The following is a 16404-nucleotide window of genomic DNA, read 5'->3' as shown; positions in this document are numbered from 1 at the left end:
ACACGAAGGCCTGAGGACAGGCGGGCAATCGCGTTGTTCAAACCGATGCCAGAGCCTGAAAGGTTCTTCTGGGCGGTCAGTGAGGCTACGTTGGTGTTGATTCCTAGCATGATATTTCTCCAAGCAATTTATTGAGTTAAGAGCGAGTCGCCTTCAGTGTCGTGCACTGTCGTGCGCTGCTCATGATTCATTAACGCTTGGAAAAAATGATTCTTTAGGGTTGAAGTGAAATTTTTTTCACCCCTACCCTTTTAGGCGCACTGCCCAGGCTTGAAGAGCCTTTAATTGCGCCGCCAGGTTGGCCTTGATTTTCTCATCGCTTACATTGCCATCCGCATCAAATCCACCTGCAAAGGCATTGGCGAACACCTCGGGTTTATTCAATGGGTGCAAATCGAGGTACACGCACACCTGCCGCAGGTGGTATTGGGCCCGTGACGTACCCATGCCGCCGCCCGCGCCGCAAATGGCCACAGGTTTGCCAGCCAGCAAGGCGTTGTCGGGATAGCGCGATGCCCAGTCAATCGCATTTTTCAAGGCGGGTGCAATCGAATAGTTGTATTCCGGGCAAGCCAGCAACAAGGCATCAGCTTGTTGCAACTGATCAAAAAAGGTTTGAACCGCAGCCGGCCTTTCAGCAAGGTCCGCATTGAAGAATGGCAAGTCAATCAAATTGGCAAAGTGCATTTCCATGCCCTCGGGCAACTGCCCCGCTGCAGCACGCAACAAACCCGTGTTGCAAGACTTTGCACGAAGGCTTCCGGAAATACCCAGTACTCGAATCACATTGCTCATGAAACGCTCCTTTAATCTTTTTTCGGCGGTATGGCGTAAGTACCTACTGCATGCGCCACGGGATCAGGCAAACCTTCGGAGTACACACTGACTTCACCAATGGCCAGGGTTTTGCCCACTTTGATCAATTTGCACACCCCAATAATGTCACGGTCTGCTGAAGGCTTTCTCAGAAAGTTGATATTCATGTTCGTGGTGACTGCCAAAGGCACAATGCCAATTCGCCCCAGAATACCCACATACAGCGCACAATCAGCCACCAAAAACATCACAGGCCCAGCCACAGTGCCACCAGGGCGCAATTCAGCCTGCGTGATTTTGTGGCGAATGGTGGCTGAGTCTCCGTCTACCTGCTCAACAGTGATTTTGCTTTGCGGAAATTGCGTGTTGATGAACTCATTCATTGTTTCTTTGGTGATCACTTCCTGTCTCCATTCTGTTGGAACTCTTCTTTTATTGGCCGTTACGAAGTCGTTCAAATGAAACTTGGAACAACCTGGAGACCATTATGCAGGCAGTCACCTCTTCGCTTACCCGACAGCTGGACGAGATGAACAACAAATTATCGTCAAACAGCAGCAGCATCAACAATCAATTCAAGGGATTGCCTCAAATTATTGCCGGCGATTTGAGCCATGTTTTGCTGGCTGAACAAGGTGGTCACAAAACCACGGGTAGCAACACGCATCAATTGGCGATGAGCTGCTACAACATTGCTGAAGCCATGGCACCAGGCGCTATTGTGGCAGCACCCAACGGGCAGATGATCGGGAAACTGGACTATTATCAGGCAGCCGCCAACCTTAGCCCACACACAAAACTGTACTGGTTAAAAATTGCAGAAAACCTCGGCGACGACGAAAAAATAAAAGTGGGACGACAAACCTATTCAAGATCTGAATGCCTGTCACGAAGCGAACCGCTGCCTGCCATGGCCTTGTGGTCACAGAAAGCCAAACAGGGACAAACAAGTGCCCAGCAGGGCGGTTGCGCCGAGTACATGCAAAATCGACATTCGGAAGGCAAATAAAGCAATCAAAGTCAATGCGGAAATTGAAGCGGCTATCCAGTCAAGCTGCCCCGAAAACCCGCTGGGCCACCACACGTGATAAGCAAAAAACACGGCGAGGTTCACAATCACACCCACCACCGCAGCAGTAATGGCCACCAGCGGCGCGGTAAATTTCAAATCGTCGTGTGTGCTTTCAACCAGCGGGCCACCCGCCAAAATAAACAAAAACGAGGGCAGGAAGGTGAACCATGTCACCAGTGCTGCGGCCAGAGCGCCAGCGACAAATGCGTTCTCGGGTCCAAATACGGCTTGTACATAAGCGCCTACAAAACCCACGAATGCCACCACCATAATCAGCGGGCCCGGCGTGGTTTCGCCCAAAGCCAAGCCATCGATCATTTGTGTGGGTGTCAGCCAGCCATAATGGCCTACCGCACCCTGATACACATAAGGCAACACGGCATACGCACCACCAAAGGTGAGCAAAGCCGCTTTGGTGAAAAACCAGCCCATTTGCGTGAATGTGTTTGACCAACCCAGGCTTGCGGTCAGCAAACCCATGGGCACCAGCCAGAACAAGGCACCCACTGCCACTACCTTGGCCAAATGAATTTTGCTGAAACGGGCATGCTCGGGTGTTGGCGTGTTGTCGTCAATTAAGGCAGCACCATACGATTTTTTCGCACTGGCATGCCCTGCGCTGCCATTGAACTTGGCAGGAAACATTTTTCCGCCCACAAAGCCGATAATTGCCGCAGTGGCTACAATGACTGGAAACGGCACGTTCATGGCAAAAATAGCCACAAACGACGCAGCAGCAATCGCCCACATCCAATTGTTTTTCAATGCCCGCGAACCAATGCGGTGTGCTGCGTGCAACACAATTGCAGTCACCGCTGGCTTAATGCCGTAGAAAATGCCGGCAACAACGGGCACATCGCCATAGGCGATGTACACCCACGACAAGCCAATCAAAATAAACAGCGAGGGCAACACAAACAATGCACCCGCAACGATTCCCCCCCAGGTGCGGTGCATTAACCACCCAAGGTAAGTGGCCAACTGTTGAGCCTCTGGACCGGGCAACAACATGCAGTAATTCAGGGCATGCAAAAACCGCTTCTCGGAAATCCAGCGGCGGCGCTCCACCAACTCCTCATGCATGATGGCGATTTGCCCGGCAGGTCCACCAAAGCTGATGAAACCCAGTTTCAGCCAAAACCAGAAAGCCTGCATCAGGCTTACAGGTACAGGGGCTTGATCAAGATCGGTCATTTCAGCAGCGGGGGTGGACATTGATCTGCGAGGTCATTGATTGGACGACTCATCTTATCTCATACTTGAACCTCAACAAGGGGAACAACACCATGAACTGGATCAGCAATGTCGCTTTGGCCATCGCGGCCATCATCCATTTTTTGCCACTCAGCGGAATCATGGGAAAAGCTGCACTCGAGAAGCTTTACGGTGTGGCAATTGCCGACCCCAATTTGTTGATCGCCATGCAACATCGCGCCTTGTTGTTTGGATTGCTGGGTGTGTTGTTCGTGGTAGCCATGTTCAAAACAGATTTGCGCCTTTTGGCCATGTGCTTTGGCTTGGTGAGCACGGTGGGTTTTATTGCAATTGCCTGGAATGTGGGCGATTACAACCCCTTGATATCCCGGGTGGTCAAGGCCGATGTGATTGTGATCATTGCCTTACTGATTGGGCTGGTCAACGAAATCTGGTTTACCAAATCGTAACCATTGAATGAAAAAGCCCCCAGGACCGTCACGAGTCGATGGGGGCGGTACTACTCCCACTACCTTGATTAAAACTTCACGCAGCCACGTCGGCTTTCACCTGCCGATACGCCTTCACGTCAAACTTCGACATTTGCGCGGCATATTGCGTGGCAAAGCCGGGGAACATGGTGGCATTGAAACCATCCTCGGTCAGGTACCAGCTTTTGCAACCTGAATTCCAGTTGGTTTTCGCCAAACGTTTTTGAATATTCGCATTGTGTTTGGCCTGAACATCCGGCTTCACATCCAGCATTTTCAGGTTTGAATCGAGAATGGTGCGAATGCCCTTCACTGCATACGCAATTTGTTGCTCCATGTACACCAACGCCGAGTTATGACCCGGGCCACTGTTGGGGCCAAACATGATGTACAGGTTGGGGTAGCCGCTCACATTAATGCTTTTGTAAGCCTGTGCACCGCGTTGCCATTCTGTGGCAAGGTCACGGCCGCCCACACCCTTCACTGGATACGGTGTACCGCTTTTCGGCACATCAAAGCCAGTTGCGAACACAATGCAATCCACACGGTGCTCGATACCTTCCGAGGTGCGAATGCCCTTCTCTACAATGTTTGCAATTGGCCAGGTAATCAGCTCGCAATTCTCTTTCTGCAACGCTGGGTAATAATCGTTGCTCACCAAGATACGCTTGCAACCCAATTTGTAATCAGGCTTTAACTGCCTGCGCATCCAGGGATCGGGCACTTGCGATTTCAAAAACGCTTGCCCCAAACGCTCGCCAATGCGCGTTACAGGCGAACTCCAGATCACCGCCAGGGCCATGCTTTCATGGGTCCAGTACAGTGCTTCGCGAATCGCTTTTTGTGTGAACGGCAGTTTGGCAAACACCTTCTTGCTGAAATCAGATGTTGAGAAATCTGGCCGCGGCATTACCCATGCTGGCGTGCGTTGAAACACCTTGAGCATGTCGACTTTCTTCACCAGCTCCGGAATGATTTGAATGGCGCTTGCACCGGTACCAATTACAGCGACACGCTTGCCTGTGAAGTCGTATTCATGATCCCACTGCGCGCTGTGAATTTTCTTGCCTTTGAAATTTTCAATGCCGCGAATTTTCGGAAAGCTGGCATTGGCCAAAGGGCCGCTGGCCATGATCACGGTTTTGCCTTTCCACACTTGGCCACCGTCAGTGTGAATCATCCAGATACCTTGTGCATCATCCAGTTCAACTCGGCTTACGTTCTGCCGATACTGAATCAGCTTTTCGAGACCAAAGTCATTCACAAGGCTGTGAACGTAGCCCAGAATTTCCTTGCTGCCAGAATAGCTGCGCGACCAATTGGGGTTGGGTGCAAATGAAAAGCTGTACAGATTCGACGGAATATCACAGGCTGCACCCGGATATTGGTTGTCACGCCAAGTGCCGCCTGCCTCAGAAGCACGCTCCAGAATGGCCACATTGTGCACACCCGCTTCACGCAGTTTGATGGCAGTGCCCAGCCCCGCAAAGCCGGCACCAATAATCAGTGTGTCGTACACATGCTCGCCGCCATTGCTGGCAGTTTTGCGACGCGTGCCCGCAGCTGAACGTGCCGTGGTTCTTGCACCCGCTTCGGCTTTCAGCGCTTGCGCACGTGGCTTGTTGGTTTTCAGTCGTTGATTAGTCATAGCAAATTCCAGTTCAGTTATGCGGTGGTGTGCCACGTCAATTTATTCACCCAGCTTGGCACTTCAGGCAGCCAGCTTTTCGGAATGTAGTTGGACAACTTCACGGCTGCATCCACGGGTGCATGGTAAAAGCGGTTATTGCGATCAATCACCCACTGGCCGTGCAAGCGCATCAGCTGGTACCAGGGATTGCGACGGCTTTCAGGGGCTTCACCACCGTACTTTTCAAACTTCGCCATGGCTTCATACAGTTTTTCTTCTTTCAAACCCATGGTCACGATGTTGTCGCGCATGCGGTTCAACAAGGGGAAGTACACAACCACGCCCAACAGCAACTTCGGGTTGATGGCCGCTGCGAATGACTCCAGTGCCAGGCGGTACATTGGCCCATGGCCCAGCATTTCAAGCACATGAAAATCCACGCCCAAGTGGCGTGCTTCATCGGCGTTGATTTTCTTGAATACCTCGTGGCACACCGGGTCTTTCACTTCGTCCAGCAAGAATTTGCACAGCGCGCCGTCCAGCGTCACTTCCAGCATGGGGATCACGCTGCCCAATACGTTCAGGGGCATGTCATCGCTGTATTTGTCCAGCCATTCGATCGTCAAACGCAAATTGATGTTGGGCTCGGGAATCTCGCCGTCTTCCAGCATGCCCCAGCGTTGCATCAGTGCCAGTTCTGCGTTGGCATGGCGTTGTTCTTCCGCATGAAACCAGGTGTAGATTTCTTTCAATGTGTCATTGGGTGCTTTTTTCGCCATGGCTGCAAAGCCGCGCGCACCAATGTGTTCAATCCAGGTCAGGTCGGCCATGAAAGCTTTCAGCTTGGGCCACTGTTCTTCAGTAATCATCTCGCGACCAGGCGCATCCCAATCAATGTCGGCCAAAGCCCATTGATTTTCCTTGATGCGACGCAGTGTTTTTTCCAGATCGAGTTGGGGCATTTTGTGTACTCCTTAAAAAGCTTTGGCGGCCACACGGGCCAATAAACCAGCACCGCGCGTGTAGCTGCGGGGCATCAAGCGCTTCATGCGCCAAATCATGCGAGCATCGAGTTGAGGCAACACATACAGTTGCCCTTTGTCCAATGCATTCAGTGTTTCTTTCACCACACCGTCAGCCGACACACCAGTCCACTCCATCAGCTTGTTGGCAAACTGGTTGGATGCGGCATCAATGCGACCGTCTTTCGTGATGTTGGTTTTTACAAAAGTGGGGCAAAGCGCAGTCACATTGACACCAGTGCCAGCCATCTCGGCTGCCAGCGTTTCACTCAAAGCCAGTGCACCTGCTTTGGTCACGTTGTAAGCACTCATTAAAGGTGCTGCGGCAAAGCTGGCTGTGGAGGCAACATTGATGATGCCGCACTTGGCAGCTGCTCCCTTTTGTCGCAATCGCGGCGCAAACACATGGCAACCATGGATCACACCCCACAGGTTCACGCCAATGGTCCACTTCCAGTCGTCGATGGTGGTTTCACCAATGGGTTTTCCACCCGCACCCACGCCAGCGTTGTTCACCACCAAATCAATCGCCGTGTTGGCTTCGCTGCCACCGAGCAACTCTTCAGCCTGCAAGGCCAACGCTTCCACGTCTTTCAGTTTGCTGACATCACATTTCACCGCCCAGGCCTGCGGCACAAACACCAGGTCAGGGTTTTTCAACTTGCCCGCCACCATGTCCATGATCAGGTCCACGGTTTCCTGCGCACGTTCCAGGCTGATGTCGGCACACACCACGCGCCCGCCACGCCGAACAATTTCAAGTGCGAAGGCACGGCCAATGCCGCTGCCCGCGCCGGTGACCACGGCATTGGCCCCCTTGGTAATCTTCTTTCCAAACATGGTTGAATCCTGTTGCGCTTGACATAGCGACCGTGACATTGAACAATGTCATATTAAAACGAACGTTTGTTCGGATTCAATTCGGATTTATTCATGACCAGAAAACCAAAGCAGACCCGCTCACAGAACACGGTAGAAACCATTGTTCAAGGCGCATTCATTGCGCTGGCCAAACACGGCGCAGAAGGTGCAACCACGCGACAGATTGCAGAGTATGCAGGTGTGGGTGTGGGTTCGATTTATGAGTATTTCGAGAACAAGGAAGCGATCTTCAGCGCCATGGGAGAGCGGTTTTCCAAGGAGATGGTCGGTGTAATTCAGGGTGCAACAAGCAACGTTGTTCGGCTTTCGCTACGCGATGCGGTGTATGAACTGATCGCACAAACTGCAGAATTTCTGAAAAAAGACGATGAACTGTACCTGCGTTGCGCCCGTGAATCGGCCCTGATGGAAAAACATGTGCCCTTCGGACCAATTTACCGTGCGCTGGGCGACCTGTTTGTTCAACACGCGATCAAACACCCGGAAATTTTGCGGCTGAACAACCTGCAAACCATGACCTATATTTTCATCAACAGCGGCATTGCCACCATGATCCGCTACCTGAACCACCCCAACCCAAGCTTTTCATTCGATGACCTGGCCAGGGGATTGGCTGACATGGCTGGACACTACGTGGAAAAAGAACTGCAAAGCTAAGGGGCTCCAAAATGGCTATCGTTAAATACCGTTAAGTTCGATACCATGCACTAGAGCAGAAAAAATAGTGCAGGAGCCTCCATGAACCTGTCGGCACGCCTGTATGTGGTTGACGATGAAACCCTACAAAGAGAAGCATTAACCTCCCTTCTTGAACTGGAAGGCTATACGGTTGCGGGCTTTTCAAACGCAAGCGATGCTTTGCAGGCCTTGCGTGAGCAGCCCTGCGACCTGCTGTTGACTGATCTGAAATTGCCGGCTTTGAGCGGAACAGAATTGATTCGCGAGGCCAAACAAATTTCCCCCGACCTGAGCGCAATTTTAATGACTGGCCACGGCAGCATTGAAACTGCTGTCGAGGCAATCCAGATGGGTGTGCTCGATTACATCCTCAAACCCTTCAAATTCAACGAAATTCTGCCGGTTATTCAGCGCGCGCTGGAGAACAGCAGACTGCGTCAACAAAACGCAGCCCTGCTCAACAAAGTCACCACGGCCAACCAACGCCTCACTCAGCTGAACGCAGACCTTGACAGCTTTGCGGCACGGGTTGCTCACGACCTGAACTCGGTGATGCACCTGATCCAGGGGCATGCAACAGGCTTAAGCAACCGGTCCAGCAGCAGTTTTACACCCCAAGAGTGGTTGCACATTCAACGCATCAAGGAAAGCAGTGATCGGGGAAGCAAACTGGTGGCGGACCTGCTGGCATTTGCGCGGTTGGGCGACTCTGGATTGAACTTCAAAACGGTCAATCTGGCCGATGTGGTTTCGCGCGCAAGAATATTGTCAGAGCTTGAAAGCGACGGCCCCCGCCCAAACTGGCGTGTTAAACCCTTGCCTGCAATTCAAGGCGATGAGGCCTTGCTTGAACAGGTGTTTCTCAACCTGTTTTCAAATGCCCTGAAGTTCAGTGGTAAAAACACACACCCGGAAATTCAGGTGAACGTGGAGGAATCGGATGAATTGCTCACCATTTCGGTGAAAGACAACGGTGTTGGCTTCGACCCCGAGCTTGCAGCCAACCTGTTCAAGCCATTTCAGCGCCTGCACAGTCAGCATGAATTCCAGGGGCACGGCATGGGCCTGGCCAATGTAAAAAAGATCATTGAAAGACACCACGGCACCATTCACGCCAGCAGCAAACTGGGCGAAGGTGCCGAGTTCAAAGTCTGTTTGCCACGGCATGGCAAGCAATTGTCCACAAGCCCACTTGAACAACAGGCCAATGTGTACAGTGCCGCACCACCGTCCACTGACGAACTGCAAGAGCAGCAAGATGCACTGGAAGCACTGAAATTCAACATGGCGCTTCAACGCCTGGGCGGTCAAATCGGAAAACTGGGTGGCTGGGCTATCGACATCATCAACAATGATGCGGTCTATTGGTCGGAAGAAACATTTCAACTGCTTGACCACGACTCTGACCAAATACCCAACCTTGAACAGGGCATGAACCTGTACGTGGGCCGTTACAAACAGGTGATAGCCGAAGCCATCGAGAATGCAAAAACCAACGGTCAGCCTTTCGATATCGTCGTTCAAATGACCACATTCAAGAATCGTCGAATTTGGGCGCGAATCGCAGGCGAAGTCATGAAGGACGCTGACAACAAGCCCGCCCGTATTCACGGCTGCATACAGGACATCACGGAGCAGCGAAAAAAAGACGTGATGATGGAAAGGATCAATGGTGCTTTGCTGGCGCAAAACCACATCAATCAACGCCTGCCTGCCTTCGACAGTGCGCAAGCCATGTACGAGGAAATTTGCGAAGCTGCGCCCAGGCTGGCAAAAATTCCCTTGGTCTGGGTGGTCCAGTTCAAACGGGAAACGCTCGAATTTTCGGTGGCTGCGTGTGGCGGCCGAGACACCGATTTTGTCTCGACCATCATGTCCAAAACAATCTTGAGACCTGACTCGCCCTTGTTGCAAAAACTGCGCACAGGCCAGGTGTATGTGGTCGACGATTTACGCAACGAACCCATGGCCAAAAACTGGCTGGAAGAAGCAATTGCCAGGGGGCTTGAGTCCATGGCGGTTATCCCCCTGCACTTGAATGGCCGACTGCATTCTGGCCTCGTGTACATGGGTGATGAAACCCATTTTTTTGGCGAAGAAATGGTTCATTTGCTCGACACGGTGGCGCGCAACCGTTCGATGGCACTGGACAACCTGATCAATGGCATCGAGAAAGCCAAGACCATGGAAAGCCTTCGTCTTTTGCAAACCTGTCTTGAGCGGCTCAATGACATGGTGCTGGTGACTGACGCTGAAGCATTCGAAACTGGTGGCTTGAAAATCCAGTATGTCAACAAGGCTTTTCTGGAACGCACAGGCTACACGCGCGAAGAAATTTACGGTCAAACGCCCGCAGTGCTTGAAGGGGAAGAAACCCAGGCTGAGGCAAAAAACAGAATTCGTGATGCACTTTCCCGCCAGGAAGCGGTGCGCGAGGAACTGATCACCTACACAAAAAACGGCGAAAAAATGTGGGTGGATCTCGAAATTGTTCCCATGATAGACCCACTGGGCAAATGCACCCACTGGATCGGCATTCAGCGTGACATCACCGAGCAGAAACTACGACAAGATATTCTTGAACAGAACGTCAGTGGCCTGGTTCAATCCAAACGCGAAAGCCAGGCTCAATTGGCCCGCATGCAGCTGCTGAATCAAATTACACGCGCAATCAGCCACCGTCAAAGCCTCGACTCCATTTACAACGTGGTTGTCAATCATGTGGAAGAACGGCTGCCCTCCGACTTCAGCCTGATGGCCACCTACCACAACGCGAGCAATACGCTAACGGTTCGTTCGGTTGGAAATCGCAGTCAGGCCCTGGCCGACAAACTGGGACTGTTCGTGGGTGCACAGGTTAAGGGGCACGGCGTTCATCTGGAAGTCGCTTTAAGAGGAAAACGGGTACACAACGCCAATATGGGCGAAACGCGGGGCCCAATTGGTGCAGCCATGAATACATTGGGTGGCTTGTACAGCCTGATTATCAATCCCTTGATGAAGGGCGACGAGGTGCTTGGAGTTCTCGTGATTTCACGCACGGAAATTGATGCATTTTCAAGCGAAGAAATCGAGTTTGTGGACCAGTTGAGCGAGCATGTGTCTGTGGCCTTGTCGCAGGTGGAGTTGCTGAACGAACTTCAGGAAGCCTACCGTGAATTGCAGTCCACACAAAACATGGTGCTGCAGCAGGAACGCTTGCATGCGCTGGCAGGCATGGCCAGCGGCATTGCGCACGACATCAACAATGCCATTTCGCCCGCCACACTCTACCTGGAGTCGTTGCTGGAAACTGAAAAAAGCATCAGCGAGAAAGGGTACAAACAACTTCGCATTATTCAAACTGCGATTGATGATGTCAGCAACACAGTAGACCGCATGGGGCGATTTGCACGCTCAAGAAATGAGGCAGAACCCACCCAGGTTTGCGATGCCAATGACATGTGCCTGGAGGCCATTGAACTGACCCGCCCACGTTGGGGCGACATGGCACTGCGCAACGGAATTACCATCACCATCGCACATGAGCTGAGCAGCCCGTTGCCCAAACTGCCGATGTCGGAAACTGAATTGCGCGAGATACTCACCAACCTGATTTTGAACGCAGTGGACGCCTTGCCCAAGGGTGGACAAATTCAGTTGAAAACAGCATTCCGCGACAATCACGGCAAGCCGCAGCTTGTGATCCAAATTGCAGACAATGGAATTGGCATGACACCCGAGCAACAAGTACGCTGTTTCGAGCCATTCTTCACCACCAAAGGCGAACGGGGCACCGGGCTGGGATTGTCCATGGTGTATGGCATTGTGCAACGTGCGCACGGTCACATGGAAATTCAAAGCGAGGCCAGCAAAGGCACGGTCATTGATCTGTACTTTCCGGTTCACGCCCCGGGCAACAACGACACCTCACATTCCGGGCCAACGGAATCTGGTTCCGACACCGGGCGCCCACTGAAGTTGTTGCTGGTTGATGACGATTCCAATGTACTGGCTGCGATGACGGCCATTCTGGAAATGTCTGGGCATGAGGTTCAAGCTGCAAACAGCGGCGCCTTGGCCGCCCAGGTTTTCAATCAGGCTGCACGCAAAGAAGCCGCATTCGATGCGGTTATCACCGATCTTGGCATGCCCCAGATGGATGGCAAGGAACTGGCTGAAATGATTAAAACGCTTAGCCCGAACACGCCGGTACTGATGCTGACGGGCTGGGGCAAACAAATGTCGTTAAGTCAGGAAGAAGTGCCCCATGTTGACGCAATTATGGCCAAACCGCCAAAGCCCGCCGAACTGGAGTCGGCTTTGCGCAAGCTTTGCCGGAAGTAAGAACCCGGTGTAAGCCCGGTGACAACATTTACCCCCTATACTGCTGGCACAACAACACAACACCGGAGACCACGATGCGCCCCACGATGCGCCTTGTCAAACATGCCACCTGGCTGACCTGTATCGCACTGCTTGCTGCCTGCAGCCCCCCCGCGCCAGACTCCATGGACAAAATGGCCAACGGCAACATTGTAGAAGTTCGGGGCTTAAATACCGATCAAATTACTTTTGTAACGCGCAACCGCATCGTGACCCTGTTCGCAACCGACGCCTACAACATCATGCGGGAAATGAAACGTTACTACCCGCAAGAATTCAACAGCCACCCCGTGCTGTCTGTGCAGGCAGTCACCGAACTACAAAACCAGAAAGGCGAGGTGTTTCAAAACCAGCCGCTGTTCACGGTGCACTGGCGCAGGCCAGACCTGAACCAGATGGACCTGGATTCCAAGTTCAGCCTGGACACCGAGGAAATTCTGCTTTACGCCGACCGTGTAGAGTCTCACAGCCTTGTTGGCGACCAGGTGTTGATCGAACATTGCACCGTCACCGGCAACGGGGAAAAGCGTGAACGTTTTTGTGACCAAGTCATCGAAGGGCTGTTCAACAAGTAAACACGGTTACGTGCACTTATTGAACCAGGCGAGTGAGCACCATGGTGACCTTGCCGCCTTTCATGATGCTGGTGTCCAGTGGTTCTTCCCGCTCCAGTTTCACCAAACCCACGCCGGGTGCATACCATTCGCTGTGATTGATCAGAATTTCCTGGTAACCCGCACTGGCATCCGCATAAAACACCATTTTGCCGGTAGCCTCCAGCCGTATGCATTTCTCGAAAATGCCGGCTGGTGTTTCCACTGTGTCATCCATTGAAGCCACCTCGTACACCAAATCGAATGGCTTGATACTGCCATTGGCCTCGATAAAAGGAGGCATCCAGTGCATGACATAAGGGCTGGTGTCCATGGTCCAGGTGTAACCCACCCGCAGGTTTCGCCCTTTGGGCAGAATCAGCCGCGGGGTTTTGTCTGCCTGCGGTTTGGTCTGCACAATCACGCGTTTGGCCACACGGTAAAAACCGTCTTCACGCTCTTGAACAAAGTAATCCGTGCCATCCGACGTTCTTCGCACCATGCCCTGAATCTCGTCGTCTTCTGTCTTGAAACTGGACATTCCCACGGTACGAATCGTCAGGTCTTTCTTGTTCTTGCCATCGGGCATCACGTAATCAAGTTGGTACTGCCATTGCATGCCCTCGCTCAAGGGAAAGTATTCACCCCCGCCCACCTTTGAACAGGATGCCAGGGCAAATGCCAACACTGCCACACCTAAGATTTTCAACATGGCTTACTTCTCCGGCAACTGAGGGTCGGGCAAGTCCGTGAACTCCAGATCAATTTTCTTGTCTGCAATTCGTGTGTTGTCACGTGTGGCTTGTGGATCAAACAACTCACCCCCCACCTCCCCAATTTGCAAATTGCCGTTGCGCATTTGACGCTGTGCAGCATCCAGCTTGACATGCAGTTCTTTGTCATAGGGCAACTCGTAAGCACGTGGTGTGTCTGATGGCCTGTCATTGGCCAGGTCGCTGGCCCACACGAACAAGCGCCCCTTGATTCCTTCTGTTTTGTCGGGTTCTTCAACCACCACCGCATAAAACAAAAAGCGTTTGGGCAATTCAGCCTGGCTTGGCCAACCTTGTGCATTTTGCCAATTGATGTAGCTGACCCAATAAAAACCCACAGACACCACAATCAGAATCAGTTTGATTGTCCAGTTCATACGGCCATAAACAAGAGCCAGCAACAGCAGCGCCGCCAGAAAAATATAGGCAATGCCCAAACCCACCAACACTTCATTCATTTTCCGTCTGCCTTCACCAAAGATTTTTCAAGTTGATTGATATTGCTCACTGTGCCGTTTGCATCAATCGTGAACCGCACTGCAGTGACCTCATCACCCTGCTGTACCAGGTTTACCGTGGAGTAATGCAACACTTTCAATTTCGGGTTTACCTCGGCCACATACACATTCACGGGCACAGGCTGGTTGTTTTCAGTTTTGTAGTAATGCAGGTTCACAATGTATTCCCCAGGGGGGCGACCGCGAATGGTCAACACCTCTTGGTTCAAGGGGTTGACAAACACTTGCCCTTCAATTTCCTGAGTGTCATTGGCCAAGCCACGATCGTCGCGATCCAGGTGCAAGAGGCCGTCTTGTGGTCGCATGAACCACACCTGCGCACCTGCGGGCCCGGCAGCCCACACATCGATGTCGTTGGGGTCGTTGTCGGGCCAACTTACGGTCACCAAAAACTCGGCCTTGGGGTCAATGATTCCGCTTTTGGCTGGCGGGTTCAGAAGCAACAAAGCCATCAAAAACAGAAAAGTGAAAATCAACAGCGCGTTGAAAATCAGATCAGTGAACGGGTCCAGTTCAAAGTCTGGCTTGTGATTGAAAAGCGGCATTCTGCTTAGCTCGCTTTCACGTTTCGGTGTGCATAGTCCACAGTGGCCGCAATCAGTTTGTCCGCATGGCGATCAAGCATCAAAAACTGCAAGCCCAACAAAATGCTGCCAATCAAACCAACCAAGGTGGTGTTCATGGCCACGCCCATGCCTTGGGTCATTTGCTGCATCAGGGTTTTGATGTCGGAGATGTCCAGTTGCTCCAAACCTTCCAGACTGCTCAACATCATGATGAAACCCACCACAGTGCCCAACAAACCGAGCTTGATCATCAGCCCGGTAACAAACCAGCCCACCTGGTGTGTGCCACGCGCACGCTCAGCCATCACCTCGGCCATCAACTGGCCCTCACTGGGATGCGCAAGGGGATGGGTCAGATAGTCGTGGCAAATGGATTGCCCCAGTTTGAAGTCGGCAAAGCCACTTCGAATTTGCTCGAAATACTGGGTCTGCCTGCTCAAATAAACACTGCGCCAACCGGCAAGCCCACTGCCAGCGAAAAAAGCCAGCACGATCACCACGCAAATCCGCGTGTTGTCGGTCAAGATAATCCATTGGAAAAGGCCCTTGTGCCAGGTCATGTAAAAACCAAAAGCAGTCAGGCTGATCAGCAGCACCCACAGCAAAAACAGGGTGTGAGTTTTGTTGGTAGTCAATGCAAGTAGTCCCTGTGTTGTTATTCGCCTGTTTCAGTTTGCAACAGTTCCAAAGACTACTAGCAAGCTACATTCCAGCAAGCCTTCTAAAAAGCAAATGGCTCTGTTTGGCGGAAGATGCGCTGAATGTTCAATTGATGGGTTTCAAGCGCCTTGGCATTCACACCGGGGTCGGTCTGCACGTACACCGGGTTTTGAAACTCGCTGATTTGCGCACTAATTTGCTCGATCAGTTCCACCTCGCTCACGCCCTCTTCCAGGCCGTAAAGCACATCTTGTTGAACCCGCACAAAGTAATTCAAATTGCGCTCGATCCAGTCCCTGCCCAGGGCGCCAAACGACGTCAGCAATGTGTCATCTGTCCCCATGCGGGCTTTCAGGCGCCCGAGAAAGTTGATGCGCTCCACCACATTGCCGTCGTACAAATCGGGAATGTCCCGGTTTTGAACCGCCGAGCCCACCCACCAAAGCTTCAACTCTTGATTGCGCAACACCAAGGCCTCTTCAGTTTCAAGGTCGTTGTACAGGCGAAATTTCCAGGGCACCCAATCACTTTGCAACAAACCCAGATGGCCGCTCTTGGTGCGCAAAATTCGACCTGGAACCAGAGATTCCGTGCCTTTTACAGAATCACTTCCCATGCGTTCTGAAAAATTGTCGATACAAGTGGGGCAGCGTTCACGCATCAAGTCGGCGGTGCGTTTACCTGCCACCACACGGTTTAAAAAACTCTCTCCCGGCGCAAGTGTGCCGGCAAAGGCGGATCGAAAACCCACGTTGCCCAACACATGCTCAGGCTTGGGCTGGGTATTCAGAATCCACACAGGCTTGGTGCCAAACTTGGAGCGAATTGCCGCTGCCGCGCTTTCGCCCACGGCGGCAGTTGCACCGGAATCAATCACCATCAAGGCCTTGGGTGAATCAACCACCACAATCGACAGTGCGAAATCCTGACCCTCAGCAGGCAGGCTTTGCCCTGCACAAGTCCACTCATACACAGTGGCACGGTGTTGCTGCCAGCAGTCGCCCGACTGGGCTTGGGCAATGGGCACAAGCAGGGATAAGAAAACAGCAAAGGTAATATTTCGAATATTCAAACACATGGGAAAGCCAAACCTGAATCAACAGAACTTCGAAAGCATAGCCGATTCAGGGGCAGCGGCAAAACA

At 52.2% G+C, this 16404-nt stretch carries 16 protein-coding genes; 5 read left to right on the top strand and 11 right to left on the bottom strand.

What is annotated here, in order from left to right; all coding sequences use genetic code 11:
• Positions 1 to 243 precede the first annotated feature (243 nt).
• A complete protein-coding gene (locus tag FCS97_RS07380; protein ID WP_138517736.1) occupies positions 244 to 795 on the bottom strand; it encodes an NADPH-dependent FMN reductase in 552 nt (183 codons plus the stop codon).
• A gap of 11 nt (positions 796 to 806) precedes the next feature.
• Entirely contained in the window at positions 807 to 1217 is a 411-nt protein-coding gene (locus tag FCS97_RS07375; RefSeq protein WP_138517735.1) for a PaaI family thioesterase, read from the bottom strand.
• 86 nt (positions 1218 to 1303) lie between these two features.
• Between FCS97_RS07375 and FCS97_RS07370 the strand changes: the two genes are divergently transcribed.
• Positions 1304 to 1825, top strand: coding sequence for a hypothetical protein (locus tag FCS97_RS07370; RefSeq protein WP_138517734.1), 522 nt, complete (start codon positions 1304 to 1306; stop codon positions 1823 to 1825).
• Here the strand turns inward: FCS97_RS07370 and chrA are convergent.
• A complete protein-coding gene (gene chrA / locus FCS97_RS07365) occupies positions 1739 to 3103 on the bottom strand; it encodes a chromate efflux transporter (protein ID WP_138517733.1) in 1365 nt (454 codons plus the stop codon). The genes FCS97_RS07370 and chrA overlap by 87 nt on opposite strands.
• A 71-nt stretch (positions 3104 to 3174) precedes the next feature.
• On the opposite strand from chrA, the gene FCS97_RS07360 reads away from it, so the two are divergent.
• Positions 3175 to 3552, top strand: a complete 378-nt coding sequence (locus tag FCS97_RS07360; protein WP_138517732.1) for a phosphopantetheine adenylyltransferase — start codon at positions 3175 to 3177, stop codon at positions 3550 to 3552.
• Between the two features lie 76 nt (positions 3553 to 3628).
• Here the strand turns inward: FCS97_RS07360 and FCS97_RS07355 are convergent, their stop codons facing one another.
• Genes FCS97_RS07355 through FCS97_RS07345 form a run of 3 tightly spaced genes read right to left on the bottom strand, consistent with a single transcriptional unit; the run spans position 3629 to position 7065 of the window.
• Positions 3629 to 5221, bottom strand: coding sequence for a flavin-containing monooxygenase (locus tag FCS97_RS07355; RefSeq protein WP_246065953.1), 1593 nt, complete (start codon positions 5219 to 5221; stop codon positions 3629 to 3631).
• Positions 5222 to 5238: 17 nt separating this feature from the next.
• On the bottom strand, positions 5239 to 6165 hold the full coding sequence (locus tag FCS97_RS07350) for a ferritin-like domain-containing protein (RefSeq protein WP_138517731.1): 927 nt from the start codon (positions 6163 to 6165) through the stop codon (positions 5239 to 5241).
• Positions 6166 to 6177: 12 nt separating this feature from the next.
• Positions 6178 to 7065, bottom strand: coding sequence for an SDR family NAD(P)-dependent oxidoreductase (locus FCS97_RS07345; protein WP_138517730.1), 888 nt, complete (start codon positions 7063 to 7065; stop codon positions 6178 to 6180).
• 93 nt (positions 7066 to 7158) lie between these two features.
• Here FCS97_RS07345 and FCS97_RS07340 point away from each other — a divergent pair, with 93 nt between their 5' ends.
• The 3 genes from FCS97_RS07340 to FCS97_RS07330 all read left to right on the top strand — a co-directional run bounded on the left by FCS97_RS07340 (position 7159) and on the right by FCS97_RS07330 (position 12725).
• Positions 7159 to 7764: a TetR/AcrR family transcriptional regulator gene (locus FCS97_RS07340; protein WP_138517729.1), complete on the top strand. Its 606-nt coding sequence runs from the start codon at positions 7159 to 7161 to the stop codon at positions 7762 to 7764.
• An 81-nt stretch (positions 7765 to 7845) separates the two neighbouring features.
• Positions 7846 to 12111, top strand: coding sequence for an ATP-binding protein (locus tag FCS97_RS07335; protein WP_138517728.1), 4266 nt, complete (start codon positions 7846 to 7848; stop codon positions 12109 to 12111).
• Positions 12112 to 12185: 74 nt separating this feature from the next.
• Entirely contained in the window at positions 12186 to 12725 is a 540-nt protein-coding gene (locus FCS97_RS07330; RefSeq protein ID WP_138517727.1) for a hypothetical protein, read from the top strand.
• A 16-nt stretch (positions 12726 to 12741) separates the two neighbouring features.
• On the opposite strand, the gene FCS97_RS07325 is transcribed toward FCS97_RS07330, so the two are convergent.
• From FCS97_RS07325 to FCS97_RS07305, 5 genes are all read right to left on the bottom strand, one after another.
• Positions 12742 to 13455 carry a hypothetical protein gene (locus FCS97_RS07325; protein ID WP_138517726.1) on the bottom strand — a complete coding sequence of 238 codons (714 nt, stop codon included), beginning with the start codon at positions 13453 to 13455 and terminating at the stop codon, positions 12742 to 12744.
• Positions 13456 to 13458: 3 nt separating this feature from the next.
• Positions 13459 to 13974 carry a hypothetical protein gene (locus tag FCS97_RS07320; RefSeq protein WP_138517725.1) on the bottom strand — a complete coding sequence of 172 codons (516 nt, stop codon included), beginning with the start codon at positions 13972 to 13974 and terminating at the stop codon, positions 13459 to 13461.
• Positions 13971 to 14579, bottom strand: a complete 609-nt coding sequence (locus tag FCS97_RS07315) for a hypothetical protein (protein WP_138517724.1) — start codon at positions 14577 to 14579, stop codon at positions 13971 to 13973. The genes FCS97_RS07320 and FCS97_RS07315 overlap by 4 nt, the downstream gene beginning before the upstream one ends.
• Positions 14580 to 14584: 5 nt before the next feature.
• Entirely contained in the window at positions 14585 to 15235 is a 651-nt protein-coding gene (locus tag FCS97_RS07310) for a MotA/TolQ/ExbB proton channel family protein (protein ID WP_138517723.1), read from the bottom strand.
• Positions 15236 to 15321: 86 nt separating this feature from the next.
• Entirely contained in the window at positions 15322 to 16338 is a 1017-nt protein-coding gene (locus FCS97_RS07305; protein WP_138517722.1) for an MBL fold metallo-hydrolase, read from the bottom strand.
• Positions 16339 to 16404: the final 66 nt, after the last annotated feature.

This window comes from Limnobacter alexandrii (assembly GCF_005871185.1).
Classification (GTDB): domain Bacteria; phylum Pseudomonadota; class Gammaproteobacteria; order Burkholderiales; family Burkholderiaceae_B; genus Limnobacter; species Limnobacter alexandrii.
The sequence above is the reverse complement of the archived record's forward strand: the minus strand, read 5'-3'. Positions and strand labels throughout refer to the sequence as shown.